The organism is Pedobacter nyackensis (assembly GCF_032678475.1).
Lineage (GTDB): Bacteria > Bacteroidota > Bacteroidia > Sphingobacteriales > Sphingobacteriaceae > Pedobacter > Pedobacter nyackensis_A.
Window position 1 is genome coordinate 1,562,259 of sequence record NZ_JAVTSF010000001.1, and the last position, 24,428, is coordinate 1,586,686.

21 protein-coding genes are annotated in these 24,428 nt (G+C 40.0%); 9 read left to right on the plus strand and 12 right to left on the minus strand.

The genetic code is table 11. The features are described from left to right. The first annotated feature begins 24 nt into the window (after positions 1-24). The 3 genes from R2Q84_RS06295 to R2Q84_RS06305 are packed head-to-tail and all read left to right on the plus strand — an operon-like array spanning position 25 to position 3,360. Positions 25-1,143 (plus strand): zinc-binding dehydrogenase, encoded by a 1,119-nt coding sequence (locus R2Q84_RS06295; protein ID WP_316815681.1) that lies wholly within the window; start codon positions 25-27, stop codon positions 1,141-1,143. Between the two features lie 3 nt (positions 1,144-1,146). Beyond that, complete coding sequence (locus R2Q84_RS06300) at positions 1,147-1,956, plus strand: alpha/beta hydrolase (protein ID WP_316815682.1); 810 nt, start codon at positions 1,147-1,149, stop codon at positions 1,954-1,956. A 51-nt stretch (positions 1,957-2,007) separates the two neighbouring features. After that, positions 2,008-3,360: an MFS transporter gene (locus R2Q84_RS06305; RefSeq protein ID WP_316815683.1), complete on the plus strand. Its 1,353-nt coding sequence runs from the start codon at positions 2,008-2,010 to the stop codon at positions 3,358-3,360. Positions 3,361-3,378: 18 nt separating this feature from the next. Here R2Q84_RS06305 and R2Q84_RS06310 read toward each other — a convergent pair whose 3' ends face one another. Further along, entirely contained in the window at positions 3,379-3,834 is a 456-nt protein-coding gene (locus tag R2Q84_RS06310) for a hypothetical protein (protein WP_316815684.1), read from the minus strand. A gap of 117 nt (positions 3,835-3,951) precedes the next feature. Here R2Q84_RS06310 and R2Q84_RS06315 point away from each other — a divergent pair, with 117 nt between their 5' ends. Both R2Q84_RS06315 and R2Q84_RS06320 read left to right on the plus strand, forming a co-directional pair. After that, a complete protein-coding gene (locus R2Q84_RS06315; RefSeq protein WP_316815685.1) occupies positions 3,952-4,200 on the plus strand; it encodes a hypothetical protein in 249 nt (82 codons plus the stop codon). A gap of 53 nt (positions 4,201-4,253) precedes the next feature. Beyond that, on the plus strand, positions 4,254-4,952 hold the full coding sequence (locus tag R2Q84_RS06320) for an SRPBCC family protein (protein ID WP_316815686.1): 699 nt from the start codon (positions 4,254-4,256) through the stop codon (positions 4,950-4,952). Here R2Q84_RS06320 and R2Q84_RS06325 read toward each other — a convergent pair. Further along, positions 4,933-5,403, minus strand: coding sequence for a hypothetical protein (locus tag R2Q84_RS06325; protein ID WP_316815687.1), 471 nt, complete (start codon positions 5,401-5,403; stop codon positions 4,933-4,935). The genes R2Q84_RS06320 and R2Q84_RS06325 overlap by 20 nt on opposite strands. A 98-nt stretch (positions 5,404-5,501) precedes the next feature. On the opposite strand from R2Q84_RS06325, the gene ychF reads away from it, so the two are divergent. Further along, on the plus strand, positions 5,502-6,596 hold the full coding sequence (gene ychF, locus R2Q84_RS06330) for a redox-regulated ATPase YchF (protein ID WP_316815688.1): 1,095 nt from the start codon (positions 5,502-5,504) through the stop codon (positions 6,594-6,596). A 192-nt stretch (positions 6,597-6,788) separates the two neighbouring features. Continuing rightward, positions 6,789-7,265 carry an FKBP-type peptidyl-prolyl cis-trans isomerase gene (locus R2Q84_RS06335; protein ID WP_316815689.1) on the plus strand — a complete coding sequence of 159 codons (477 nt, stop codon included), beginning with the start codon at positions 6,789-6,791 and terminating at the stop codon, positions 7,263-7,265. Between the two features lie 221 nt (positions 7,266-7,486). On the opposite strand, the gene mgtE is transcribed toward R2Q84_RS06335, so the two are convergent. After that, positions 7,487-8,857 carry a magnesium transporter gene (gene mgtE / locus R2Q84_RS06340; RefSeq protein ID WP_316815690.1) on the minus strand — a complete coding sequence of 457 codons (1,371 nt, stop codon included), beginning with the start codon at positions 8,855-8,857 and terminating at the stop codon, positions 7,487-7,489. A gap of 263 nt (positions 8,858-9,120) precedes the next feature. On the opposite strand from mgtE, the gene R2Q84_RS06345 reads away from it, so the two are divergent. After that, a complete protein-coding gene (locus R2Q84_RS06345) occupies positions 9,121-10,344 on the plus strand; it encodes a TCR/Tet family MFS transporter (protein ID WP_316815691.1) in 1,224 nt (407 codons plus the stop codon). 81 nt (positions 10,345-10,425) lie between these two features. Here R2Q84_RS06345 and R2Q84_RS06350 read toward each other — a convergent pair whose 3' ends face one another. The 7 genes from R2Q84_RS06350 to R2Q84_RS06380 form a co-directional block, all read right to left on the minus strand. Further along, complete coding sequence (locus tag R2Q84_RS06350) at positions 10,426-11,109, minus strand: DUF4998 domain-containing protein (protein WP_316815692.1); 684 nt, start codon at positions 11,107-11,109, stop codon at positions 10,426-10,428. A 39-nt stretch (positions 11,110-11,148) separates the two neighbouring features. After that, a complete protein-coding gene (locus R2Q84_RS06355; RefSeq protein WP_316815693.1) occupies positions 11,149-12,342 on the minus strand; it encodes a DUF5000 domain-containing lipoprotein in 1,194 nt (397 codons plus the stop codon). Positions 12,343-12,403: 61 nt separating this feature from the next. Then, positions 12,404-14,311, minus strand: a complete 1,908-nt coding sequence (locus tag R2Q84_RS06360; protein ID WP_316815694.1) for a RagB/SusD family nutrient uptake outer membrane protein — start codon at positions 14,309-14,311, stop codon at positions 12,404-12,406. 27 nt (positions 14,312-14,338) lie between these two features. Next, positions 14,339-17,797 (minus strand): TonB-dependent receptor, encoded by a 3,459-nt coding sequence (locus R2Q84_RS06365; protein WP_316815695.1) that lies wholly within the window; start codon positions 17,795-17,797, stop codon positions 14,339-14,341. A gap of 22 nt (positions 17,798-17,819) precedes the next feature. Further along, positions 17,820-18,785, minus strand: coding sequence for a FecR family protein (locus R2Q84_RS06370; RefSeq protein ID WP_316815696.1), 966 nt, complete (start codon positions 18,783-18,785; stop codon positions 17,820-17,822). Between the two features lie 31 nt (positions 18,786-18,816). Beyond that, positions 18,817-20,223, minus strand: a complete 1,407-nt coding sequence (locus tag R2Q84_RS06375; protein WP_316815697.1) for an alpha-L-fucosidase — start codon at positions 20,221-20,223, stop codon at positions 18,817-18,819. Between the two features lie 170 nt (positions 20,224-20,393). After that, positions 20,394-20,957, minus strand: coding sequence for an RNA polymerase sigma-70 factor (locus R2Q84_RS06380; protein ID WP_316815698.1), 564 nt, complete (start codon positions 20,955-20,957; stop codon positions 20,394-20,396). Between the two features lie 151 nt (positions 20,958-21,108). Here R2Q84_RS06380 and R2Q84_RS06385 point away from each other — a divergent pair, with 151 nt between their 5' ends. After that, positions 21,109-22,086 (plus strand): lipid A deacylase LpxR family protein, encoded by a 978-nt coding sequence (locus R2Q84_RS06385; RefSeq protein ID WP_316815699.1) that lies wholly within the window; start codon positions 21,109-21,111, stop codon positions 22,084-22,086. Between the two features lies 1 nt (position 22,087). On the opposite strand, the gene R2Q84_RS06390 is transcribed toward R2Q84_RS06385, so the two are convergent. Together R2Q84_RS06390 and R2Q84_RS06395 are read right to left on the minus strand one after the other, a co-directional pair. Further along, positions 22,088-23,332 carry an MFS transporter gene (locus tag R2Q84_RS06390; protein ID WP_316815700.1) on the minus strand — a complete coding sequence of 415 codons (1,245 nt, stop codon included), beginning with the start codon at positions 23,330-23,332 and terminating at the stop codon, positions 22,088-22,090. Beyond that, positions 23,325-24,413 (minus strand): zinc-binding dehydrogenase, encoded by a 1,089-nt coding sequence (locus R2Q84_RS06395; protein ID WP_316815701.1) that lies wholly within the window; start codon positions 24,411-24,413, stop codon positions 23,325-23,327. Before R2Q84_RS06395 ends, R2Q84_RS06390 begins: the two co-directional genes overlap by 8 nt. Positions 24,414-24,428 lie beyond the last annotated feature (15 nt).

The window sequence follows — 24,428 nt, forward strand, 5'->3', positions numbered from 1 at the left end:
TATTTATATCATTATATCTATACAATGTCTATAACTTGTAAAGCAGCTATCACCAATGGAAATGGCGATTTTTATATCGGAGAAATACAGGTCGGAGACCCGGGACCAGATGAAATCAGGGTAAAGATACTGGCAGCAGGCCTTTGTCATACCGACTTTGATTCCTTAAACTGGGGAAAGCAAATGGTAATCGGTCATGAAGGCGCCGGTATTGTCGAAAAAACAGGCTCAGCAGTTACCGCATTTAAAACGGGCGATAAGGTAATTCTTAACTGGGCCATGCCATGTGAACATTGTTTTCAATGTACTGAGGGTAATCAGCACATCTGCGAGAACAACTCACCTGTTACCGGAGGGATGCACGGCCCTAATGGTGGTCATGCCCATAGTTCAGGTACAGTTATAGCAGATAAAGCCATCGAAAGATCTTTTAACCTGGGAACGATTTCCGAATATACTTTAGTAAAAGCTTCGGCTGCCATTTTAAATCCTTCGGAAACTATGTCTTTTCCTGCGGCCAGTATCATCAGCTGTGGCATCATGACTGGTTATGGTTCTGTTGTGAATGCAGCAAAAGTAAAGCCCGGAACAAGTGTAGTGGTTCTGGGTACCGGAGGAGTTGGCCTTAGTGTAATCCAGGCCGCAAGACTTTCTGGTGCGGTAAAAATCATTGCCATCGACATTAATCCCCAAAGACTGGAAATGGCTTTATCCTTTGGTGCTACAGCTACTATTTTAGCAGATAAGGCAGACAAAGGTTTACTAAATGCCGCCAAACAGGTAAAAACGATGACAAACGGACGAGGTGCGGACTATGCATTTGAATGTACAGCTATCGCTGATCTGGGGGCTGCTCCATTAGCCATGATTAGAAATGCCGGTACAGCTGTACAGGTAAGCGGTATTGAACAGGAAATCACTTTTGACATGAACTTATTTGAATGGGACAAGGTTTATATCAACCCCCTATATGGCAAATGCAGACCAAAAGTTGATTTTCCGGCAATCGTTGAGCTTTACGATAAGCAGCTACTCCAACTGGAAGAAATGATTACCAATACCTATGCTATTCAGGATTTGAAACAGGCATTTGATGATATGCTTGCGGGGAAAAACGCCAAAGGTGTAATTGTATTTAACTAAATTATGGAAAAAACATCTGCGTTCAGGACTATAGAAATATCAAATCCTGCTTTTGAAAAAGATCATCTCCGGTTCATGACCGTAGGTACAGCTAGTCTGGCCGGCCGCGCCGACATATGTGTATTTGTTCCCCCCGGTACAGACGAGCTATCTGATTTACCGGTAGTTATTTTGCTACATGGGGTTTATGGAAGTGCCTGGAGCTGGGCATACAGTGGTGGTGTACATTTACAAGCTATAGAGATGATCCGTAACGGAACTTTACCAAATATGGTCATTGCCATGCCTTCTGATGGCTTGTGGGGCGACGGATCCGCTTACCTTCCGCATCATGATCAAAACTTTGAACAATGGATCAGTAAAGATGTACCGCAGGCACTTAAGGAAACACTGCCCCAGGTATCCGATCAGTCGGCCTTTTTCATCTCCGGATTATCTATGGGCGGTTTTGGTGCCTTAAAAATCGGTGTAAAATACAACCAGATTTTCAAAGCTGTATCCGCACACTCTTCTATAACGGCCCTTGAACAAATGAGTTTATTTACAGGAACTGATATTTCAGCATATAGGCAAACCGATTCCACAGCAGAAAGCGTACTGGCGACTATTCTAAATAACAAAAGCAACTTACCTCCGCTCCGGTTCGACTGCGGCGATCAAGATCTTCTTACCCGCTACAACCGTGATTTGCATGATGCCTTGAAAGGTCATAAAATTAACCACCAGTATGAGGAGTTTGAAGGGCGACATGAATGGCCCTACTGGCAAAAACATGTCGCCCGGTCGTTACTATTTTTTGCCGATAACCTCTGATAATTATACCATCCCTGTTAAACTAACCAAATCATATCCCAAAGCCGACGCATGAACACTATACAGCAACGCATCACTAAGCCACAGCTATCCTTTTTACAGATTTTTAATATGAGCTTTGGCTTTCTGGGTATACAGTTCGGATTTGCTTTGCAAACTGGAAATGCATCCAGAATACTACAAACTTTTGGCGCTGATGTAGAGCATTTGTCTTTGTTCTGGCTGGCCGCACCAATAAGTGGCATGCTGATCCAGCCTATCATTGGTTATTATAGCGACCATACCTGGACAAGGTTGGGACGCAGGAGACCTTATTTCCTGGTAGGCGCTATCATTGCCGCTGTGTCGCTCGCCTTAATGCCCAATGCGGCATGGTTCACCATGTTCCTGCCTCCTTTACTTATTGGCGCAGGGATGCTGATGCTAATGGATGCATCGTTTAATGTCGCAATGGAACCTTTCAGAGCATTGGTGGCAGACAATCTGCCTACGAATCAACGTAGTGTGGGTTTTTCCGTTCAGACCTTTCTCATTGGTGCCGGGGCCATTATAGGTTCTTTTCTTCCTTATGTATTGGCAGAATACGGAGGTATTTCAAAAACCGCAGCCCAGGGAAAAGTGCCGGACAATGTGGTTTATTCCTTCTATGCCGGGGCTTTAGTATTATTAGGTACGTTATTGTGGACTGTATTTACCACCAGGGAATATACACCGGAACAACACCGGGCCTTTGAGGGTGAAAATCATAAGGAAGCGCCGAAAAAGGGTCTGATGGATATACTTACGGATTTTGGCAACATGCCTAAAGTCATGATCAGGTTAGGTATTGTACAGTTCTTTTCGTGGTTTGCCCTGTTCTCCATGTGGGTATTCACTACTCCGGCCATCGCGCAACATATTTATAATCTTTCTCCCAGCGATACTTCATCTGACAGCTATGCCGACGCGGGTAACTGGACAGGAATTCTTTTTGGAATATACAATGTGGTATCTGCCGTATACGCAGCTTTTCTTCCTTCATTATTCAGATTAATCGGGAAAAACAATACGCACATCATCTCATTATCTGCTGCCGGCATTGGTCTGCTTTCCATTTATTACATCCATGATGTTGATTTGCTGATCTACCCGATGATTGCTGTTGGCCTTGCATGGGGCAGTATCCTAACCACACCGTATGCCATCTTATCCAATTCCATCCCATCACATAAAATGGGCATATATATGGGGCTTTTTAATTTCTTCATTACACTCCCGCAATTGGTCAATGGATTTATTGGTGGATATATGGTAAAATACCTGTTTAACGGGCATGCGATTTACGCCTTGATAACCGCTGGCGGCTTTATGATCCTCGCCGCAGTCTCAACTCTTTTGGTTAAAGATCAGTACAAACAAACATAGTAAGTTTTCTGTCGATTTTTAAGCAAACTGCTGACAACACAAGCCTGCCTGAAATTCAAGTAGTGATTTCTTTCTTTTTATAAGATCCGTTTCCCGGGCCTTACCCACATCATAGCCTATAACTTCGAATTGTTTTAGCGTATGCTCCAACTCGTAAAAATCACGATATTTTGTCTTCAGTTCATACAAAACATGTCTTTGCGCAGCAATAAAATGAAAATACTTAAAAATGTGCATATCCCGCTCCCTCAGCTGAGCTTCCAGTATTTCACACTCATCTTTAAAATCAGGTTTGTTGCTAATTTCTTGTAATCTATAAATATCATTTATTGCCTGATCATTAAACAGTTCATCAATATGATAGATAGGAATTACTACAGGTCTCAGGTAAATATCCTCCAGATTTTCAGTAAAAGGTTCTCTGTAATCGAAATACCCTTTGTAAACATCTGGATATTTTTTATCATACTCCATAGAAATAGTTATTTGGTTCTGGTTAGGCCTGCAAATTAAATAAATAAAACATAATTTCCGCTAAAGTGTTAATATCTGAGGCATCTGTTAGTATTTAATAACCTTAATACAAACACAATGGGACAATCAGAAGTACATCAGGAAGAGTTTGAAATCAGCGTTGATTTAAATGGATCAAAAAAAACACTCAAGGTAAAACCAGAAGAAACCACAGACGGAGCTGAATATTTTAAATGTAGTCAGTCCGGCAAAAACATCACGCAAATCAGGCAGGAAAAAGACGGAAGCTGGGAACAGATTTGGGGCGATCTGGACGACGCCATGATTCAGCGCATTGGGAAAGCGATAAATGCACATACCAGATAAGAATTAAGTCAGCCCCCCCTTTCAGCGCACATTAGTTAATCAACCAAAATAGAATGAGCACACATCTAACTAACCTAAAACTACGTTCGGGCAAATTTTCAATTGAAAAGCAACATTATGAGAATATAGGACTAAATGAACGTATGGTATCTATGTTTTTGAGCGGCATATTGATAAGCCGTGGAATTAAACGGCCCTTTAGCGCTTCATTTTTATATGGTGGCTACCTCGCGTACCGTGCATTTACCGGTCGCTGTCTATTTTACGAACAATTAGGTATAGATGCAAGTAAGCCACATGCAATAAACATAAGAGGTGAATTTATTATTGCCAGGCCGGCAAACGAAGTATATACTTACTGGCGTAATTTAAATAACCTGCCGGCAAGTATAAAACATCTTTTAAATGTGGAAATGGTTGACGAAAACCTTTCCCGATGGAAATCAAATGTAATGGGTAACCTGTTTCCCGTAGACTGGCATGCTGAAATTATAAAAGATGAACCCGGCCGTCTAATCGGTTGGCGTTCTACACCGGGCACACTACTTCATCACGTTGGTCGTGTTGAGTTCGCACAAACACCAGATCCCCGGGAAACATTGTTAAAAATTGTTCTTTCTTATCATCCCCCCGCTGGCGGCATAGGACTAGGACTGGCTAAACTCTTAAATCCTTACTTTGAAAGCTTACTTAAAAAGGAGATCAAAACGTTTAAACATACTATAGAAACAGCTATGCCCCACCAATTTTAGCTACAATTGCCAGCAAGATGCTCAGTATGTATAGCGACAGTACAATGATAGCGATGATGCCCCAAAACTTAAATACGGACTTCATCTTTTTCATGGCTACTGTAAAGTTCTCCTGATCAGCATATAGTACGGCAGTAGTAGCTGCATTGGAATACTTAAACAGCATAAAACTTGGGTAGAACAGCATTAACGAGATACTTAAAAAGTAAATGGTTAAAAAAGCTGTCCCCATCTGGGCCAAAGGATTGTTTGGTGTTGCAACTACAAGAGCATCAATAATTGCATTTGCACTAAAAGCCATTAAAGCCAGGAAGACTGCAAATACAAGCCCTACAATGGAAAGAAATTTTGTCCACTTTGCGGTTTCATAAATATAACTTCTGATCTCTTCGGTTACAATCAGCTGCTCTTGCTCCTGCTCTGTTGATTCCGCTTCTTCAAAATTTTCCATAGTTGTTAATTATTATTCAATAATGTAAGTACCCCTAAACATAAAAAATATTTTTAAAAAATTGATACCTTTGCGCCAAATCAAGAAAAAAATCATTCATGGCATTACAATGTGGTATAGTTGGTTTACCAAATGTTGGAAAATCTACATTATTTAACTGTTTATCTAACGCAAAAGCCCAGGCGGCTAACTTTCCTTTCTGCACTATCGAACCCAATATAGGTGTAATTACCGTACCGGACGAACGTTTGACAAAATTAGCTGAGCTGGTTAAGCCAAACCGTATCGTTCCGAACACTATCGAAATCGTAGATATTGCAGGTCTTGTAAAAGGAGCTTCAAAAGGCGAAGGTTTAGGAAACCAGTTTTTAGGTAACATTAGAGCAACAAATGCTATCATTCACGTATTGCGTTGTTTTGATGATGGAAATGTGATCCACGTAGATGGATCTGTTGACCCAATCCGCGATAAAGAGATCATTGATACTGAACTACAGTTGAAAGACTTGGATACAGTTACCAAACGCATACAGAAAGTAGAGAAAATGGCTAAAACCGATAAGGATGCCAAGAGAACTTTCGATATATTAAGTATTATTAAATCGCATCTTGAAAGTGGTAAATCTGTTCGTTCAGCGGCAGTATCTGCGGAAGATTTTGAATATATACAAGACCTGGGCCTGTTAACACAAAAACCAGTAATGTACGTGTGTAACGTGGATGAAGGTTCTGTAATTGATGGAAACGCTTATGTTGACCGCGTTAAAGAAGCAGTAAAAGATGAGAGTGCTGAAGTACTGGTTATTTCTGCGAAAATCGAATCTGAAATTGCTGAGCTGGAAAGCTATGAAGAACGTCAGGAGTTTTTAGCTGATCTTGGCTTAACTGAGTCGGGCGTAAATAAACTTATTGTTGCTGCTTATCGTTTACTGGATTTGTATACTTACTTTACTGCTGGTGTACAAGAAGTAAGAGCCTGGACAATTACCAAAGGCTTTACAGCGCCTCAGGCAGCTGGTGTTATCCATACCGATTTCGAAAAGGGATTTATCCGTGCAGAGGTTATCAAATATCAAGACTTTGTAACCTTAGGCTCTGAGAATGCCTGTAAAGATGCAGGTAAGTTAGGCGTTGAAGGAAAAACTTACGTTGTAGAGGATGGCGACATCATGCACTTCAGGTTTAACGTTTAATCAGGGAAAATAAAGCATTACTCTTCGAAGACTGGAACTTTTTGCCATGAAGAATGTCAAAAATTCCTCGGTCTTCTCTGAGAACGCATTATTTTCTGCTCAAAACAGGGAACAGATCATTTCAGAAGGCTTCGAGCAGCATTTTAAATGCAATTAATGATAGAATTGTTTAGGTTTTTAAAAATAAAATTAATGAAACAGATTAAATATTTAGTACTTCTTGTAGCTGTTGCAGCGGGTTTAACAGCTTGTAAAAGAGACAGTTTTGATACAAAGGCCCAATTTTCTGCAGATACTACTGCAATTAGAAAATATGTTACTGCCAACAACATACCAGATGTTAAAAAGGATAAATATGGCGTATTTTATCAGATTATCACTGCTGGTTCAGGGAACACTACATTTACTGGAAATACTCAGGTTACTGTAGATTACTCAGGTAAAGTATTAGGTGGCTCACAAAACTTTGACAGTAGTGCAGGTACGCCAAGAACATTTGGATTAGGTGGTTTAATTGCAGGCTGGCAAATTGGAATTCCATACATCCAAAAAGGTGGTAAAATCAGACTTTTTATTCCTTCGGAATTTGGTTATGGTAATAACGGACAGCCGGGAATACCAGCAAATTCGGTACTTGACTTTACTATTGAACTTAAGGATGTTCAATAATTAGCAATATTTATTGCTCAACAAAAAGATAGCGTCTCCTGAGTAAAAACAGGGGACGTTTTTTTTAAACAATATAACTACCCCCATATAGAACCCAAAAATTAGTCGTAAATAATAAATTATGCGACTTTGGTACGACTCTGTAGCGACTCTGCTACGACTCTGTACGAGGTAAAGTCAATAAGACCCACCTGAAACTCATCTTTTAATCAGTTGTGGGTTTAAAGTAGCACTCCCCGTAAAAACAACAATGCCATCGAGAAGTAAATGATCAGGCCGGTTACATCAACCAGAGTAGCTACGAATGGTGTAGAGGAAACAGCAGGGTCAGCCCCTAGTTTCTTTAACAATAAAGGTAGCATAGAGCCCATTAAAGTTCCCCACAAAACTACACCAACCAAGGAACAGCCAACCACCAGGCCGATTAACACAGGCTCAGCCAATGATCCTGAAATTAATTGCCAGCAGATGATCACGGAAAAGCTAAGGAGGCATAAAGTTGCACCCAGAAAAATACCCGAAAATATTTCCCTTCGCATAACCCGCCACCAGTCTTTAATGGTAATCTCTCCAAGTGCCATTGCCTGAATAATCAATGTCGCAGCTTGCGAGCCGCTATTACCCCCACTTGATATAATTAATGGAATGAAGGTCGCTAAAATAACTACCTTTTCTATTTGTCGCTCGAAATTCGACATAGCAAAAATGGTGAGCAACTCTCCAAAGAAAAGTACAATTAACCAAACTACCCTTTTTTTATACAATTGAAATACGGGAACGTCCAGGTAAGGTTCGTCGAGCGCCTGGGTCCCCCCTATTTTATGGATATCCTCAGTATACTCTTCATTGGCAATCCATAAAATATCATCTACCGTTACAATACCCAGCAATACGTTGTTATCGTCCACAACTGGTAAAGCCACCCTATTGTTCATCCTAAACACATTAATGGCTTCCTCCTGTGGATCGCTTACCTTTAATGAAATTAACCTGTGATCGGTTAATGTTCCAATTTTAGCCTCAGGATCTGCGAGTAACACCTCTCTGATCCTGATGTCGTCCAGCAATATGCCGTCCTTATCAATTACATAGATTACATCAATGGTTTCCGAGTTTTTCCCATAACGTCTGATGTGCGACAATACACGGTTAACTGTCCAGTCCTTTTTAACAGCAACATAGTCAGGAGTCATTAAACGCCCAACACTATCCTCTTCATAGCCCAATAAGGAAAGTGCCTCTATCCTATCTTTTGCAGGCAGCAGAATGATCAGTTTTTTTACAGCGTCACCTTTCAGCTCGCTAAACAGAGAAGTACGGTCATCCGGTGGCAGCAAGTTAATGAGTTCTGCCAGTTTATTTCCGGGAAGTTTTTTAATGATCCTTTCCTGGGTTGGAAAGTCAAGGATTCTGAAAACATTGACAGCCCTTTTTATAGATAAAGTGTCAATAAACTTTACTGCATACTGGGGAAGTTCATCTATCAGGTGCTCAACATCCGAAATGTTAAGATCATCCAGGTAAACTTTTAATTGAGCGTCGTTATCCTCTTCTATCAGCGTAACGATCTCTTCAACAACTTCCTCTTCCATATATCTGCAGTTCTTTTTTACATCATTATTCCATTCTTTTCAATTTTGCAAAAGTGCCTTTTATTTTTTAAAAAGCCAGTTTTTTCACAACAAATCTTCTATTTTAACCATAATGTCCCTATACCCGTCCTGACGACTGGTATTTCATTCGTAATTGTATAAAATTCTGTTCCAGAAGCCCCTATTTAAGCCGGTGCTCACATAAAAAAACGATCAAAATTACTACAGTTTCATCAGTAGTATTTATTGTTAACTTTGGCCCCATGAATCTGGTAAAACAAGAAAAGAGACCTGCAGCATTAAGCTTCATATTCTTTACGCTACTCATAGATGTTATCGGTCTGGCAATTATCATTCCGGTTTTTCCGAAGCTAATTGAAGGGCTTATCCACGGCGATATTAGCGATGCTTCTAAAATTTCAGGGCTTTTACTGGTTGCCTATGCTGTGATGCAATTTCTTTGTGCACCATTGGTAGGGAACCTTAGTGATAAATATGGTCGTAGGCCTGTTTTACTATTCTCCTTACTCGGTTTTGGGATTGATTATCTTTTTCTGGCTTTTGCGCCCACTATAGGCTGGCTGTTTGTAGGCCGGATCATTGCAGGTGTCACTGGTGCCAGCTTCACCACCGCATCTGCTTATATTGCTGATGTAAGCAGCCCCGAAAAACGGGCACAAAACTTCGGCATGATCGGCGTTGCCTTTGGCCTTGGTTTTATCATAGGACCTGTTATTGGCGGAATTTTGGGTAAAATGGATACTCATTATCCTTTTTATGCAGCCGCGGCTCTTGCTTTATTAAATGCCGCATATGGTTACTTTATTTTACCGGAGTCCTTAGCGAAGGAAAATCGCAGGGAATTAGACTGGAAACGCTGTAATCCACTTGGATCACTACTTCAGCTAAAAAAATACCCTTCAGTGATTAGTCTTTCGGTTTGCCTCTTTATCGTCTATTTTGCTGGCCATGCTGTCCAAAGCGTATGGACATTTTATACCATGCAAAAGTTTAAATGGGATGAAGATTTAGTCGGCTATTCTTTAGGCTTTATTGGTTTAATGATTGCATTGGTACAGGGAGGATTGATAAGAATTGCCATTCCCAAACTCGGACAGGAACGTAGCATCTGGATCGGGCTGATGCTTTATGCTATCGGCATGGTATTGTTTGGATTAGCCAACCATGGCTGGATGATGTTTGCATATATGGTTCCTTATGCATTAGGTGGAATAGCAGGACCAGCTTTACAAGGCATTATGACCAACCAAGTGCCAGCAAATGAACAAGGCGAACTGCAAGGTGGCTTAACCAGTTTAATGAGTTTAAGCTCCATATTTGGACCTTGGTTTATGACTTATATCTTTTATTATTTTACAAATGCAAATGCTCCATTTTATTTACCGGGGGCACCGTATTTTGTTGGTGCAGCATTGATGATGTTGAGCGCTATTTTAGCGATGAAAAGTTTTAAAAAGAAGGCTTAACCTGAACCGACTATAGATCGCTCTTAACTTCTGGATAACTGCCCCAAATAACATCTGATCTTTGGGGCAGTTTTATAAAACTTAAAGATTACTGATATCTATTGTATTTGACCACTCAGCGGCAAATGTATCAATAGCCTTTAATCCAGGATTGTAAATTGTCCGAAATTTTATCGGTTTTGAAAAATCAACAGCACCTGAAATTACAGTCTCGTTACTATCACCCAATGTAGTTTCAGAAAGCACAGTATTTGAAGTGCTGGTATACTGCACCTCTACCCCTATCATTTCTTTCTCAGGCAGGTTCCAGTTAATTACCAACTGACCATCCCTTTTACTGATTTTAATATACAATCGGTTTAACAAACCTTTGCGGTATACCTCTCCATAAGCTACAGTGTTCGTAGTATTCTTCACCGAGATATTGTTTTCCTTATCAAAAGTATATACATCAAATAAATATGATGCTTCAGGCATATTTTCAAGTATATACGCATAGGTATTATCAGCACCTTTTATTAACGGGATCTCTCTTGACTTGGTTTTATTGTCCCAATAAGCAATCGCCTTGACCGCAGAATTGTTAGCAGGTAATAACCAGGTTAATTTGATCCTGTTGTTACCGGGAAATGCTTTTAGAGAATCTATTCTGGTCGCATAAATAATTTCTCCGTCTTTGGTATATGGACGGGTTGGATCGTCCATTTTAGAACAACCCATAAAAAGCAAACAAACTAATAAAACCGGCGTAATGATTTTTTTCATATCGTTCATAATCATAGTACAAAAATTAAGTAAGACACATTATTGAAGATTTCCCCAAAACTGGGCTTCCATTATCTGCAGAAAACCTCCACCCGACCAATTGCTGAGTGCCTTTATCCTGATATAGCTTACTGCCGGTGAACCAATTGGCATGGTATAATCTTCACCATCATTGGCTTTTGCCCTATCTTCAGCAGTATTCTGTCCGACCGGGAGTCCTGAAGGTTTAATGGATTCAAAACGGCCCATAAATACCCAATTATCCCAATTTCCATCTGGCGAAGGATTATTGGATCCCCAAATTTCAAAAGTCCTAATGTTAAAGTGACTAAAAATAAAACTTTCATCAGCAGTACGTTGAAATAACTTAAAGCGGCTCAATTGTGCTTTCACACCCAGGTTAATAGAAACCCACTGTGGAAACAAAATAGTAGGGTCATCATAAATACTATGAAAGCCACTCCAGGTAGAATTGTCCCATATTTTTGCTACACCCCAGCTGCCCTCATCGAAAGATTTCATATCGTTCGGGAATAATGGAGCTGAAAACAAAAACCGATCTAAACGAACTTCTTCTATGGGTGTTACCTCCTTGTATATCATGTCAGATACGTTACCAAATTTATCGCGTACATATGCTCCAAAAACTACTGGTTCGGGCTTATAACCCCGTATATTGAAGACCTCATTTTTTGATCTGGTATAAAAAGTATTCAAAGTCTTATCAGAACCATTAGCAACCTTCTCAACCATCACTACGGCAACTTCCGCCCCGGTAGGATTGTTGGTAACCACACCGACCCCACCAAAGTCACTAATTAAATTCAATGAATTTAAAATGGTAATTACGGGTGGTAAGGTCGGATTTACAGTTACAATTACGGGGTCGGATTTATTTTCGCCATTATCAACAGCATACAATTTAACCTGGTACTCTTTGGCTTGTCCGAAGCCATCTACAATCAGAGAATCGTTCGTTTTAGAAGATTTAACTTCCCTAAACACACCGGGCCTGATTTCATACTCGGCCTTAATGTAAGACAAGTCATTATCGCCTGGTATCTGATAAACAATCTTAGCGGTTCCCGGCCTGTTGGTTACAGAAACGCCGGAAACAAGTCCTGGAGCAGCGCCATCATTAACTAAAGGCTTTGAAATACCAAGATCTTCCTTACAGCCGCCCAGGTAGAGGAGCACTATAAAACATGTGGTTATTATACTAAGCTTTTTCATTGGAATATATTTGTCATTTAATCATCTATTTTTAATTATCAGGAGTACTTTTATTTATTCCTTACCATCCAATATTTTGAACCAGCTTATCATTCACCAGAACATTATTGGTTCTTATTGGCCAGAAATAGTCTTTAAGCTGGAAGGTTTGTGTAGCCAGGATCTTTTCCCTATAATAGTTTGAAGCCTGTTTTTGCTCTATGTCCCAGCCTTTTATAGTACCTCTATATACATTCTCCGCTTCTTTCCAGCGCCTGAGGTCCCAGAAACGGCTTCCTTCAAAAGCCATTTCTATCATTCTCTCCTGATGAATAATACTTCTCAGTCCTTCTTTTCCTAATGGTTTATTCGGATTGTTACTGTTATCTGCCCAGGATTCAACAACGCCTTTCAATCCTGCTCTCTTTCTTACTTTATCCAGATAATTGTATGTATCATTCCCTGGTCCGTTAACCTCATTAGACGCCTCTGCATAGATCAGGTATAAATCCGCCAGACGAACATTTGGCCAGCTGTATTGTTGTGTAATATGACCTGAACCTACATTTTGGGTATTTAAATAACTTACCAGCTTTTTAGGCCAGTAACCTGTTATCGAAAAGTTTTTAATTTCAACCCTACCGGCAGTCTGCCCGAATTTAGCCTGAACATGCCAAACATCCCCTCCGGCTTCATTGTATTTCCCTAAACCGTACCAAATTCCACCGTCAAAAGCCATATCAGCATAAAAGCGTGGTTCTCTGTCAAAATTAATTTCAGCGGTTTCATAGCCTTCTTTAATGTAAAATTTTTCAGCAGCAGTCGCAGTACGCAGTTTATTTTTATTGGCCAGATTCCATGTCTTATCCTCTGATATGGGAACTCCATTTTTACTATAAAACAACTCTGCCATTCGTTGGGTAGGCGCCAGCGCAGATATCACCGTGATATTATTTACGATTCTGGGCATCGAAGCCGATTGCAGCAATGCGGTATTGTCATTAGCCAGGCCCCAGATAATCTCCGTATTCCATTTATCTGTAACTGCGTTTTGGATACTTAGTCCCATTACCGTTTCATTTGATAAAACACCAAGGGAGGGCGTAGGAACAAACTCGTATAGCCGCGCACCTGCACCCTCGGCAATAGTAATCGCTTCTTTTGCGGCCAACAATGCAGCATCCCATTTTTTTGGGTCATTTACCTGGTTAAACAGTTGTAACCCATCCTTATTCCTGAGGCTGGAAAAATCAGTGTTTCCATTATAAAGCGGACTGGCCGCCATTAATAATACTCTTGCTTTAATAGACAGCGCGATCGGTTTTGTAATCCTCCCCATCTCTTCCAAAGGCTTTTCAATTTTAAGAGGCAAACCACTTGCTGCCTCATCCAGCGTTTTAACAATGTATGCAACACATTCATCGATTGGTCTTCTGCTTACCCTTACCTCTTCTGCTGATGAGGAAGCCGGTAAATTCTTATCTGTAACCGGAATCGGCCCATACATTCTTAAAAGATAAAAATGATAATATGCTTTTAAGAACTTCACTTCTGCAATCCATTTATCCCGTTCAAAAGAATTAAGATCTCTCACAGTACCTATTTTCTCTAAAAAAGTATTACAATCCCTGATTCCTTTAAACAAGGCTTTACCATTCTGTAATCCATCCCAATAATTAAGATAGGGCTCACTTGAGGTTTGTTCACCCAAAGCAATAAACCAGCTTATTGGATTTAGAAAATACCTGTTATTCCGTATATCTGAATAGAGCCACAGTTCATCCCCAGCCAGCATAGCCGGATTACTTTGGGGATCAGCATCCGCTGGTAAATAGGAATAGCAGGTAAACAAAAATTTTTCTGCCTGCGTACGTGACGTAAAAGCATCATCAATGGTGGCAATGTTATCAGGCACCACATCCAGGTATTTTTTGCAGGAACTGGTTATCAAACAAACCGACATCAGCAGAAACACAATATTTTTCTTCATAATATTTTGATATAAAAACACTTATTGTTAAAAGCTTACATTAACACCCATATTGAAAACACGTTGTACCGGATAGTTAAGACCACTTCCGCCTAACTCAGGATCCCATAATTTAAACTTACTGAAGGTGAGCAGATTATTTGCCGTAGCATAAAAACGAACTCTTTTAAAGAAGAGCCTTTTAGCTACTTTTTCATGTAAAGTATAGCCCAGTTCTAATTGTTTTAACCTTAAAAAAGCCCCATTACGCATGAACCAGGTACTGGTTTGTGCATTGTTCGAGATGACATCAGGGCTCAATCTAGGCCAAAAAGCATATAAATCCCGATTATCCTCAGACCAATGGTTGTCTGCAATAACTTTAAGCAAAGCTTTTTGATTATTGATAAATGGAGAGTTGTCGGAATTAATCCAAAAGGACTCTCTTCCCAGGCCGCTGAAAAATGCGGATAGGTCAAAGTTTTTGTAACCAGCAGAAAAACCAAAGCCATAAACGATTTCTGGATTAGTAGGAAAACCAAGTGCAATTTTATCAGCTTCATTGATGACGCCATCGCCGTTAAGGTCCCGATATTTAATATCTCCAGGCATATATTTACCGAAGGTCTGTACAGGAGAATTTTTGATATCCTGCTCGTCAATAAATAACCTTTCCGCAATATAACCGCGTTGCTGACTAATCGAACTACCCACAACACTTCTATAAGCTTCCGGATAATACGGTTCCTCATATTTTGAGTATTTATTGACAGCATAAGTAAAGTTTGCTCTTAAACTGATCCACATTGAATTCTGGAAATTCTTTGTATAATCAACCGATGCCTCAAATGATTTTGACTTGGCTGCGCCTACATTCGCTCTTAATGATGCAGGAAGTCCCATCGTAGTGGGAATGTAAGCCCTGGTCATTAATATATTACTGCGATCATCCGTAGAATAATCGGCAGTTACATTAAAATCTTTAACACTAAAATCAACCCCCAGGTTTAAACGTTTAGACCTTTCCCAGGTGATTTCCCGGTTATCAAACCGGTTAACAGATACACCCGCCCGGGAATGATTGAAGTTCTGTCCAAATAAAGCGCCCTTGCCCCAATCATTTAAATTAACATCAGACAGGTAGAAAAAGCGATCGGTCTCATTACCTATAGCATCATTTCCTATTAAACCGTAGGTTGCCCTGATTTTAAAATTGGATACCGTACTTTTCAGGCCCTGCCAGAATGCTTCATTAGATACATTCCAGGCCAAACCGGCAGAAGGGAAAAAACCAAAACGTTTGTCTTCATAAAAGCGTTCCGTACCATTGTAACCGAAGTTAAACTCAACCTGGTAACGGGAATCAAATCCATAACTAAAACGGCCTGAAAATCCAATGTTCCGGAATGGCAGGGATGCCTGCAGCGAACCAGCGTTTGCCTTCAAGCTATTATTCATGATCCCCACCAACAGCCCACTAATGTTATGTTTAGCTCCAAATGTCCTGTCATAATTGAGTGCGAATTCCATGTAAGATGAAGTAGAAATTTCCTTTGGTCCCTCATAGTAACTTAAAGTTTCCTGACCCAAAGGGATCTGGGCTCCGTTGAGCTCTGTACCTGTTTCGTTAAGTGGGTTTAATACATAAGGTTCATCAATACCACTGAAAGCTGAAAGCGAATAATAAAACGGGGTATAGTTTCTAATGATATCAAAATAAGACCTGCGATTTGTACTCGCCATTAACCTTGCACGTAAACCACTGGTAATTAAACCAGAAAGATCCTGCTTAAGTTCTATTTGCGCAAGCATTAACGATCTGGAATAATTTTTATACCCTTTTACCATTTCCGCATAAGGATTTAAATAATTTCCATTTTCACTGTTACCAAACAAGATATGATTGGTAAATTCATGTGCTTTATCCGGATTATAGTATGGGAGGAACATCACCGGATTACTATTCATGATCTGCCTGTACACCTCACTTCCACCATTGATCGGCCCTGTATAGTCATCAAAATTACCGTAAAGCCTAACGGCCATGGTGGTCGTATTCGTTAAATTCACGTCTACATTTGATCTCAAAGCATAGGACTTCAATTTGATGTTGTTGTTAAAATTATTTCTTTTATCAACTTTTAAAATTCCATTATCGGTATTCATCGTTCCGGTAACGAAATAAGTCGCTACCCGACCTCCTCCTCTGACACTTAGGTTGGCTTTAGAATTATAGGTCTGATTTTTTAATAACATATCCATCCAGTCTACAGCCGGATATCTTATAGGATCTATGCCGGCAACTGTCCCATCAATTTTCGACTGTGGATATAGCTGTATACCCAAGGGGTCCCGGGTGCTAATCGCTTCGTTGTGCAGTTTCATATAAGTTATCGGATCAGCGATTTTTATGTTATTTGTCGGTTCAGACATAGAATAATCATACTGGAAACCAATCTCCGCTTTCCCTTCTTTACCTCTTTTGGTAGTTACCAATATCACTCCGTTTGCCGCTCTTGCTCCATAAACAGCAGAAGAGGTCGCATCCTTTAAAACAGAGAAACTTTCAATATCATTGGGCTGCAAACGCGCCAGATCCGTTGATGTCAGCTCCAATCCATCAATTAGAATCAAAGGATCTTTTTTATATCCAAAAGTTGCTGCTCCCCGTATAAAGAAATCCGCATTATCCTGTCCGGGCTCCCCGCTACGCTGATAAGCAACCACTCCGGCAATCCTGCCCTGTAACGCAGTAGTTAAATTACTGGAAGGCACTCTCAATTCTGATGGCTTGATGGTAGTTATTGCACCGACCACACTTTCTTTTTTCTGTGTTCCGAAAGCGACAACCTGCACTTCGTTCAGGTTAGAGTTATCTTCTCTCAGAGAAACATTAATCACAGGTTTATTAGCTGACCTTTCTTCAACCTGGAAGCCTATCATTTTAAAGACCAGACTTGCATTTTGCGGAACTTTTAAAGAGTACCGGCCATTGAGATCGGTAGTGGTACCAATATTTGTTTTATTTTTAACAAAGACTGTGACACCCGGCAGGCCACTATTTAAACTATCCGTTACCAATCCCTGAATTAAGGTATCAGTTACAATAGCTTTCAATTTCGGCTGCTCTATTTTTTTAGGGGGCTGAAAGCCTTCCATAGGCGTAACACCAATTAACAATCGCGAAAGATTAAATTGCAGTCCCGATTTACTACTTAAATCTTTCAGCAGCGCGATGATATCCCTTTTTTTGGGTTCGAGTGTAATTGGTGCTACAGACTTGATATCTTCAGGGCTATAAGAAAATTTTAATCCTGACAGCTGTTCAATTTTAGCAAACACTTTAAGAATCGGTTCCTTATTAAAGCCAATCTGATAGGTTTTATCTGGCTTATAAAGTCTGGCCTGTGCTGAAGTAGCATTCATAAGGGCAGGCCACATCAGCATAAAAACTAAGACAAAAAAGCATGGGGAACCGTGATAAAGAAGTAAAGTTCTTTTATTCATAGTTTATTTGGTTAGGTTAGGTTTATTTGGTTTTAGCAGTAAATACTACTTTTTGATTGGTCAGCTTCCAGCTCAAATTATTGATATAACTTATTGTATTTAAAACAGATACAAGGGAATGATTTGAATAATCACCATTGATTTTTTTAAACTTACAATTACAGGAGGCCAGGTCTATCTCGATACCGTAAAACAACTCCAGTTTTCTTACAATATCAGGCATATCCGCCTGGTCAAAATATAGTTTCTGTTCTGCCAGAGCGAGCAGTTCGTTCTTATCAATAACCTTTTTAACAGCAGTAAGTGTTTGCTGGTTAACTTCTATAGCTGTACCCGGTTCCAGGTATTGTATGGATTTACGGTTCGGTTCCTGAACTTTCACCTTACCTTCAATCAGCATAACCGAGGACTTTTGCGCACGCTCAAAATCACGTACATAAAAGGCCGTCCCAATCGCAGTAGTTGCGGTATGTTTACTATATGCAACAAAAGGCTTATCTTTCTGATGAAAAATTTTAAGATAAACCTGACCATAGACAGCAATCTTCCGGTCTGTTTCATTAAAATCATTGGCAACAATCAGCTTACTTCCCGGGTATAAAACGACTTCTGTTCCATCAGTCAGCACAATCGTTTTACGCATATTATAAGGTGTTTCAAATTTCTTACCTGCAATTTGCTCAAACGTATAAGATTTAGGAGCAACATTAAAATTAAACAACATGTAAAAAGCGGTTACAATCAACACTGCTGCAACCCCTATCAACATTCGGGGCCACAGTCGTACAGTTCGTCTATTTCTGATGCTGGTATAGATGTTATTTAAAAGGTAGTTTTCCTTCTCAGTAATGGGACCAAGTTCCTGTTCGTTCCATTTGTCCTCTATCTTAAAGGAATTATACCAGGTATTGTAAAGCACAATATCCTCATTGGTGGCACTACCATTGCTGATTTTTTCTGCCAGCGTGATTAATGTTTGTCTATCCATCTTAACGAACAATTATTTCTGATTAAAGAAATTATCCAACTATTTTTAACACTACAGCATATTTATTAAACACATTTTTCTGTGCCGATTCAGGAATAGTGATCTGATTTGTTTCTGCATTATGTTTCAGCTTTATAGTGGAGCCCATTATGGATATTTTACTATTTTTAGAAATCACTCCTGTAGCCAAAGAAAGTGTTTTAGACAACATCACCCGATTATCCCCATCCGACAGTAGAAACACATATTTAACTTTTTTGTCTGCTGATTGTGTGTAAACTATTCCCTTACTTTCATAGGGAGCTAAAGCTGTTGACTCATAAATTGCTGTTCCGTATACATTCATCCAACTCCCTATCTCCTTTAAACGGCTTAGTGCTTCAGGAGGAAGTTCTCCCAAAGGCGATGGGCCGATGTTTAATAAAAAGTTCCCGTTACGTGAAACAATTTTGATGAGCGTATGGATTAGTTCGTGTGCAGGCTTATAGGTATCATCTTTAACGTAGCCCCATGAATTACCCATTGTAATACAGCTTTCCCATGGTTGGTCTAGCGGCTTATCTGGAACTGTTTGCTCTGGTGTTTGATAATTTTCGAATTCACCCGGCACCGTCCGGTCTACAATCAGTATACCAGGTTGTTTTTTTCTTGCCATAGCAGCAATTGCAGACATATTGAGATCCTGATTATTCTTACCTGTTGGTTCAGGACGAACCCAGCCGCCATCAAACCACAGAATATCAACTTTTCCATAGTCGGTCATCAGTTCTTCTATCTGATTATAGGTGAATTTTTTAAATGCATTCCACTTTTCAGGATGCTGGGCTATCTTATAGTTTACATCTCTGTTTCTAGCTGGAAGGTATGGCCACCAGAAATGCTCACTGTGCCAGTCGGGTTTAGAAAAATAAGCCCCTATCATAAATCCATCGTTTCTGAAAGCACTGAATACTTCTTTTGTGATATTACTTCTCGGATTGCTTGAAAAAGGACTCTTAGCCGAAGTGATTTTATAATCCGTTTCCTTCGTATCAAACATAGCAAAGCCATCATGATGTTTTGTCGTAAACACTACGTATTTCATACCCGCATCTTTAGCGGCGGCAGACCATTTTTCCGGGTTAAAATTCACCGGATTAAATTGAGTCTGCAAGTCTTCATAAGCTTTTACATAGCCACTGTAACTTTTGCTAAACGGTCCTTTACGGGCTGTGTATTCGTCATCTTCCGGACAAAGGCTCCAACTTGCTTCAATGCCCCATTGGCTGTACGGCCCCCAATGCATTAATAGTCCAAATTTCTTTTTCTTCCAATCTTCGAGTTTTTCTTGTACTAACTTATTTTCAGGTGATGAGTATTCTTTAGATTGTGGGTGTGGCTGGGAAATGGCAGACTGCCCCAGGCAAAGCAGCATAATTAGGATAAAGTTTTTCTTCATGTGTTTATATATGGTTTTATTTGGTAATAAAGTAATTCGTACTTCATACTTATAAGCGGTCTTTTACTTGCGCCTATATTAACATAGCACTTCAAGATGGCCTAGCACCCAAGCCTGTTAAAAATAAATCACAAAAAAATCCATATACAATTAATACACAATAAGATAAATTAAACAAACACACTCCAAAATGAGAGTCTGCCTAACGAACCTTTCAATTTTTTCAGGTTAATGTTCATTTGATTTTCGACAGTCTTTTCTGATATCCCCAATCTGTCAGCAATTTCTTTGTTACTCAACAGTTCGTTTCTACTCAAATGAAAAATCATTTTTGCACGCTCGGGTAAACTGGAGGTAAACTGAGCAATAATTTCTTTTAATTCTTTCAGTTCCACAGTGTTGTCGTCAGCACTTAGTTGATTCAAATAAGCTGACCGTTCAAAAAATGCATCTTTAACTTTTCCATGTCTGATCAGATTAGCTACCTTATACTTAACCGCAGCGTATAAGTATGGCTTAAAAGAATCTGTGATATGCTTTTCCTTGTTTGCCCAAAGCCAAACAAAAATTTCCTGTACTATATCATCGCAACTATCGCTATCCTTTAAAATGGAGTAGCAGGATTGATATAAAAATTCCCAGTATCGTTTATAAATTTCAGTAAATGCCAACTCATCTCCTTCTTTTAACAAAGAAGCCAGCTCCAGATCTGAAAGGTGGGAATAGGTTATCATGAGATATAAAATGGTGAATATCTATAATTTTATCTGAACAGAGGCAAGATCCCTTTGTAATAAATACAAAAGATTAAATTAATCAATCGAAGTTGATTATTTCTGGAACATTGTACTGAGATAAATGTTTAATCTTTACGGGACCAACACAATGAAAAGGCTTTTGGCTTCACCTGGCTTATTATTCATTATCCTACTTCATGTAGTTTCCTATTCATATGCTCAACACGACACGCGAAACCGGCTATTACAAGCTTACTGGGACGATGATTATATAAATTTTTATGGGAACGGTACAGATAAGGCCTATACAAATGGTACACGGTTTACGCTGTTTTATACTAAAAATAAACCTTCCCATTTTCTGTTTGAACGTGTTTTTCCTAAAGCCGGAGACAGTAGTAAGAATGTATTCGGCTTTGGACTTTCGCAATTGATTTTTACTCCCAGGGACATTGCAAATCCGAACTTTCAACCAAATGACTACCCTTGGTCTGGTGCCCTATACGCTACTTACAGCCACTACTCCTACAACGAAAAAAAGAAATATGATTTACAAACGGAGTTGGATCTCGGTGTTATCGGGCCTGCTTCTTTAGCCGAGCAGACCCAAAAAATGATCCACAAGTTTGTCAACTATCAGGAACCAAACGGCTGGGATAATCAGTTTCGGAATAGTTTGATGCTAAACCTGAATTTCACTGCAGAGAAACAATTACTTACAAAAGGAAATTTCCTGGAAGTGATTGGAGGCGGACAGGTGATGATAGGAACGGGAACAAACGCTGCCGCAGTTTATTCCCTTATCCGGATTGGAAAAATGAGCCCTTATTTTCAAGGTTTAATCAGGCACTATAGCCGCTCAGACGCATTGAACAAAACTCAGTTATATTTCGTTTTCAAACCCAGGGTCCAGTGGGTATTGAGTAATGCCATCCTGCAAGGTAGAACAACCGCTAATAAGGAATACTATCGTCCAATTAACAACCTCCTGGCCAGTTATTCGTTTGGAGTTGTCCTGGTTATTAATAGGTTTAGCGTATCTTCTATTCAGACCACTTCAACGCCCTGGCTGCAAGGCCTATATAGTCATACCTGGGGAAACTTTACCTTTACTTATTTATTCTAAGTTAACCTGGAGTAATTACCTTTTCTACGTTTAAAGAGGGTATAAGTCGAACAGCCCCAACGCTTACTGCCGATAACAAACATAATATAGCAACAACAATAAAAATACTATTGGTATTACCCGTAGCATCAATTGCATAACCAAGCAAGGGTTCCCCAAAAGCAGCAAAAAGATATCCTGTCATATTCATGAAACCTATACCAGTACCGGTAAGGCTGCTACCAAGTAAGTCTGGACTCAGGGGCCAAAAACATGCCTGCGGACCATACACAAAAAAACCTGCAAGCAACATTAGTCCCCCGCCTAGCAAGAGGTTATGTACAGGAGAAATATAAATCAAAACTGCTATTACCGCACTAACCAGCATTCCAAATGAAATAGCCTTTATTCTGTCTTTTTTAAATAGGCTATCCGAAAGCATACCGAATGTCAGCGCCCCCGCAGCCATTCCAACAGGTAGTAAAAAAGTAACCCACAGATTTCCAGGATTATCCTTCCAGTTGTTACCAAGATAATGAACAGGAACCCAGAGAATAAGCCCGTAACGTGCCATACTCTCAAATCCAAACCCTAAAGACGCAACCATAAATTTTCTGTTACGTAATACCGCCCGATACTGTCCGATCCAGCTTACTGACGCTTTTACCGGAGCAGAAGGAGCTATTTTGACTTTTGGTTTATCCCGGGCGATGATCAGAAATGCAGTGGCAGATATCAATAGCAGTAGCACCGGCAATCTAAACAGCATACGCCATTCATATCCCTGCTGCAATAAAATGATGGAGAGCAGGTAGGTAACTACAGAGGATAGTCCTGCTGCCATAGTATAGAAGCCAAAGGCCTTCCCACGTTCTTGTTCATTCCACCAGTTGTTAATCAACTTAGCGCCGGGAGCCCAGGCCATAGACTGAAAATATCCATTCAAGGCCCAAAGTACCATAATCATGATTGCGCTATTGGAAAAGCTAATTGCAATATTGGCCAGAATAGACAAATATGCCCCGACGGTAACCATTAATCTGGCACTAAACCGATCGGCCAGGCTTCCATTGATCAATTGACCAATGGAATAACCGATTAGCATCGAAAAACTAATCCACCCGATAGTTGTAAATGGGATAGCTAAATCAGCTGCCATTCCCTTTGCTGCCCAACCGAAATTGTGCCTGCCAGTATAAAAAAACAGGTAGCAAAACATGGTAATAAGCAACATCTTCCACTGCTGTCCCCTAAATCCCTTATCCATTGGATTGACCTGTTTGCTGGTCTAAATTAATGCCCACCCTTAATGGCTTATTTGCTACGGCATATTTAAACGCTTCATTGGTATCCAATAGGCTAAACTCTTTTGATACGACCTTTTCAAAAGGAAACACCTGATGATTTTTGCTGATAAAGTTTACGGCATAAACAAAATCTTCAAAATTGTAATTGTGCAAGCCCTTAATGGTGATCAACCGGCGAACAATTGACTCAGCATCAACTTGTACTTTTCGGGTATTAAATACCGCCCCAATCCATACAGCCTTTCCTCCAATTGCCAGTGCACTCAAGCTATTCTCCATTGCATCAGCAGAACCGCTCATATCGAATGCTACATCAATTCCTCCAGGTAACTGAACAGATGAATCTGTTAATAAATGTGTTTCGTTTGCACCAAAGTCACTCGCTTGTTCCAGGCGCAAAGGATTAATATCTGCTATGTGTATAAATCCTGCTCCCGCAACCTTACACATTGCCGCGCAAACCATCCCCAATAACCCACTCCCTGTAATGAGTATTGTTTTTTGCGAAAGGTTTCCGGCAAGTCTTAAGGCACCTGCAACTGTAGCTACAGCACAGTTTATAATCGCCGCAACAGGCAAAGGGACTTCTTTTGAAATTCCCAGGATAGCGGTACCAGGTTTAAGGATACAGTGGGTTGACAACCCGCCGTGAAGCGCGTCATCAATAGTAACCTGTGCGTGGCCATATTTAAAAAGCCTTTCGCCTTTTTGAGGCATCCCTGCTTTCGACAGTTCAGAATCGGGATCAGAGGAAAATATACTCCAGGTAACACGGTCGCCCACGTTTAATTTATTTCCAAGATGGTCTGTTTTACTGTGATCATCTGAAAATGATATAATCTCTCCAACAATCTCATGGCCTAAAACAGTAGGAACCTTTTCCTGGCGCAAACCACAATAGGTGTGCAGGTCGCTTCCACAAATAGAAGTATATAGATTTTTAACTAAAATCTCTCCGGATTTTAAATCAGGGATCGTCTGTTCCTGTAAAGACATTGGCTGCCCTTGTCCCTCAAAAACCATTATTTTTGCCTTGTTCATAATCATTTCTTTTTT

Bases quoted from the DNA above. Each gene is read 5' to 3' on its own strand.
- R2Q84_RS06295 (WP_316815681.1), top strand. From the start codon at position 25: ATGTCTATAACTTGTAAAGCAGCTATCACCAATGGAAATGGCGATTTT.
- R2Q84_RS06300 (WP_316815682.1), top strand. From the start codon at position 1,147: ATGGAAAAAACATCTGCGTTCAGGACTATAGAAATATCAAATCCTGCT.
- R2Q84_RS06305 (WP_316815683.1), top strand. From the start codon at position 2,008: ATGAACACTATACAGCAACGCATCACTAAGCCACAGCTATCCTTTTTA.
- R2Q84_RS06310 (WP_316815684.1), bottom strand. From the start codon at position 3,834: ATGGAGTATGATAAAAAATATCCAGATGTTTACAAAGGGTATTTCGAT.
- R2Q84_RS06315 (WP_316815685.1), top strand. From the start codon at position 3,952: ATGGGACAATCAGAAGTACATCAGGAAGAGTTTGAAATCAGCGTTGAT.
- R2Q84_RS06320 (WP_316815686.1), top strand. From the start codon at position 4,254: ATGAGCACACATCTAACTAACCTAAAACTACGTTCGGGCAAATTTTCA.
- R2Q84_RS06325 (WP_316815687.1), bottom strand. From the start codon at position 5,403: ATGGAAAATTTTGAAGAAGCGGAATCAACAGAGCAGGAGCAAGAGCAG.
- ychF (WP_316815688.1), top strand. From the start codon at position 5,502: ATGGCATTACAATGTGGTATAGTTGGTTTACCAAATGTTGGAAAATCT.
- R2Q84_RS06335 (WP_316815689.1), top strand. From the start codon at position 6,789: ATGAAACAGATTAAATATTTAGTACTTCTTGTAGCTGTTGCAGCGGGT.
- mgtE (WP_316815690.1), bottom strand. From the start codon at position 8,857: ATGGAAGAGGAAGTTGTTGAAGAGATCGTTACGCTGATAGAAGAGGAT.
- R2Q84_RS06345 (WP_316815691.1), top strand. From the start codon at position 9,121: ATGAATCTGGTAAAACAAGAAAAGAGACCTGCAGCATTAAGCTTCATA.
- R2Q84_RS06350 (WP_316815692.1), bottom strand. From the start codon at position 11,109: ATGAAAAAAATCATTACGCCGGTTTTATTAGTTTGTTTGCTTTTTATG.
- R2Q84_RS06355 (WP_316815693.1), bottom strand. From the start codon at position 12,342: ATGAAAAAGCTTAGTATAATAACCACATGTTTTATAGTGCTCCTCTAC.
- R2Q84_RS06360 (WP_316815694.1), bottom strand. From the start codon at position 14,311: ATGAAGAAAAATATTGTGTTTCTGCTGATGTCGGTTTGTTTGATAACC.
- R2Q84_RS06365 (WP_316815695.1), bottom strand. From the start codon at position 17,797: ATGAATAAAAGAACTTTACTTCTTTATCACGGTTCCCCATGCTTTTTT.
- R2Q84_RS06370 (WP_316815696.1), bottom strand. From the start codon at position 18,785: ATGGATAGACAAACATTAATCACGCTGGCAGAAAAAATCAGCAATGGT.
- R2Q84_RS06375 (WP_316815697.1), bottom strand. From the start codon at position 20,223: ATGAAGAAAAACTTTATCCTAATTATGCTGCTTTGCCTGGGGCAGTCT.
- R2Q84_RS06380 (WP_316815698.1), bottom strand. From the start codon at position 20,957: ATGATAACCTATTCCCACCTTTCAGATCTGGAGCTGGCTTCTTTGTTA.
- R2Q84_RS06385 (WP_316815699.1), top strand. From the start codon at position 21,109: ATGAAAAGGCTTTTGGCTTCACCTGGCTTATTATTCATTATCCTACTT.
- R2Q84_RS06390 (WP_316815700.1), bottom strand. From the start codon at position 23,332: ATGGATAAGGGATTTAGGGGACAGCAGTGGAAGATGTTGCTTATTACC.
- R2Q84_RS06395 (WP_316815701.1), bottom strand. From the start codon at position 24,413: ATGAACAAGGCAAAAATAATGGTTTTTGAGGGACAAGGGCAGCCAATG.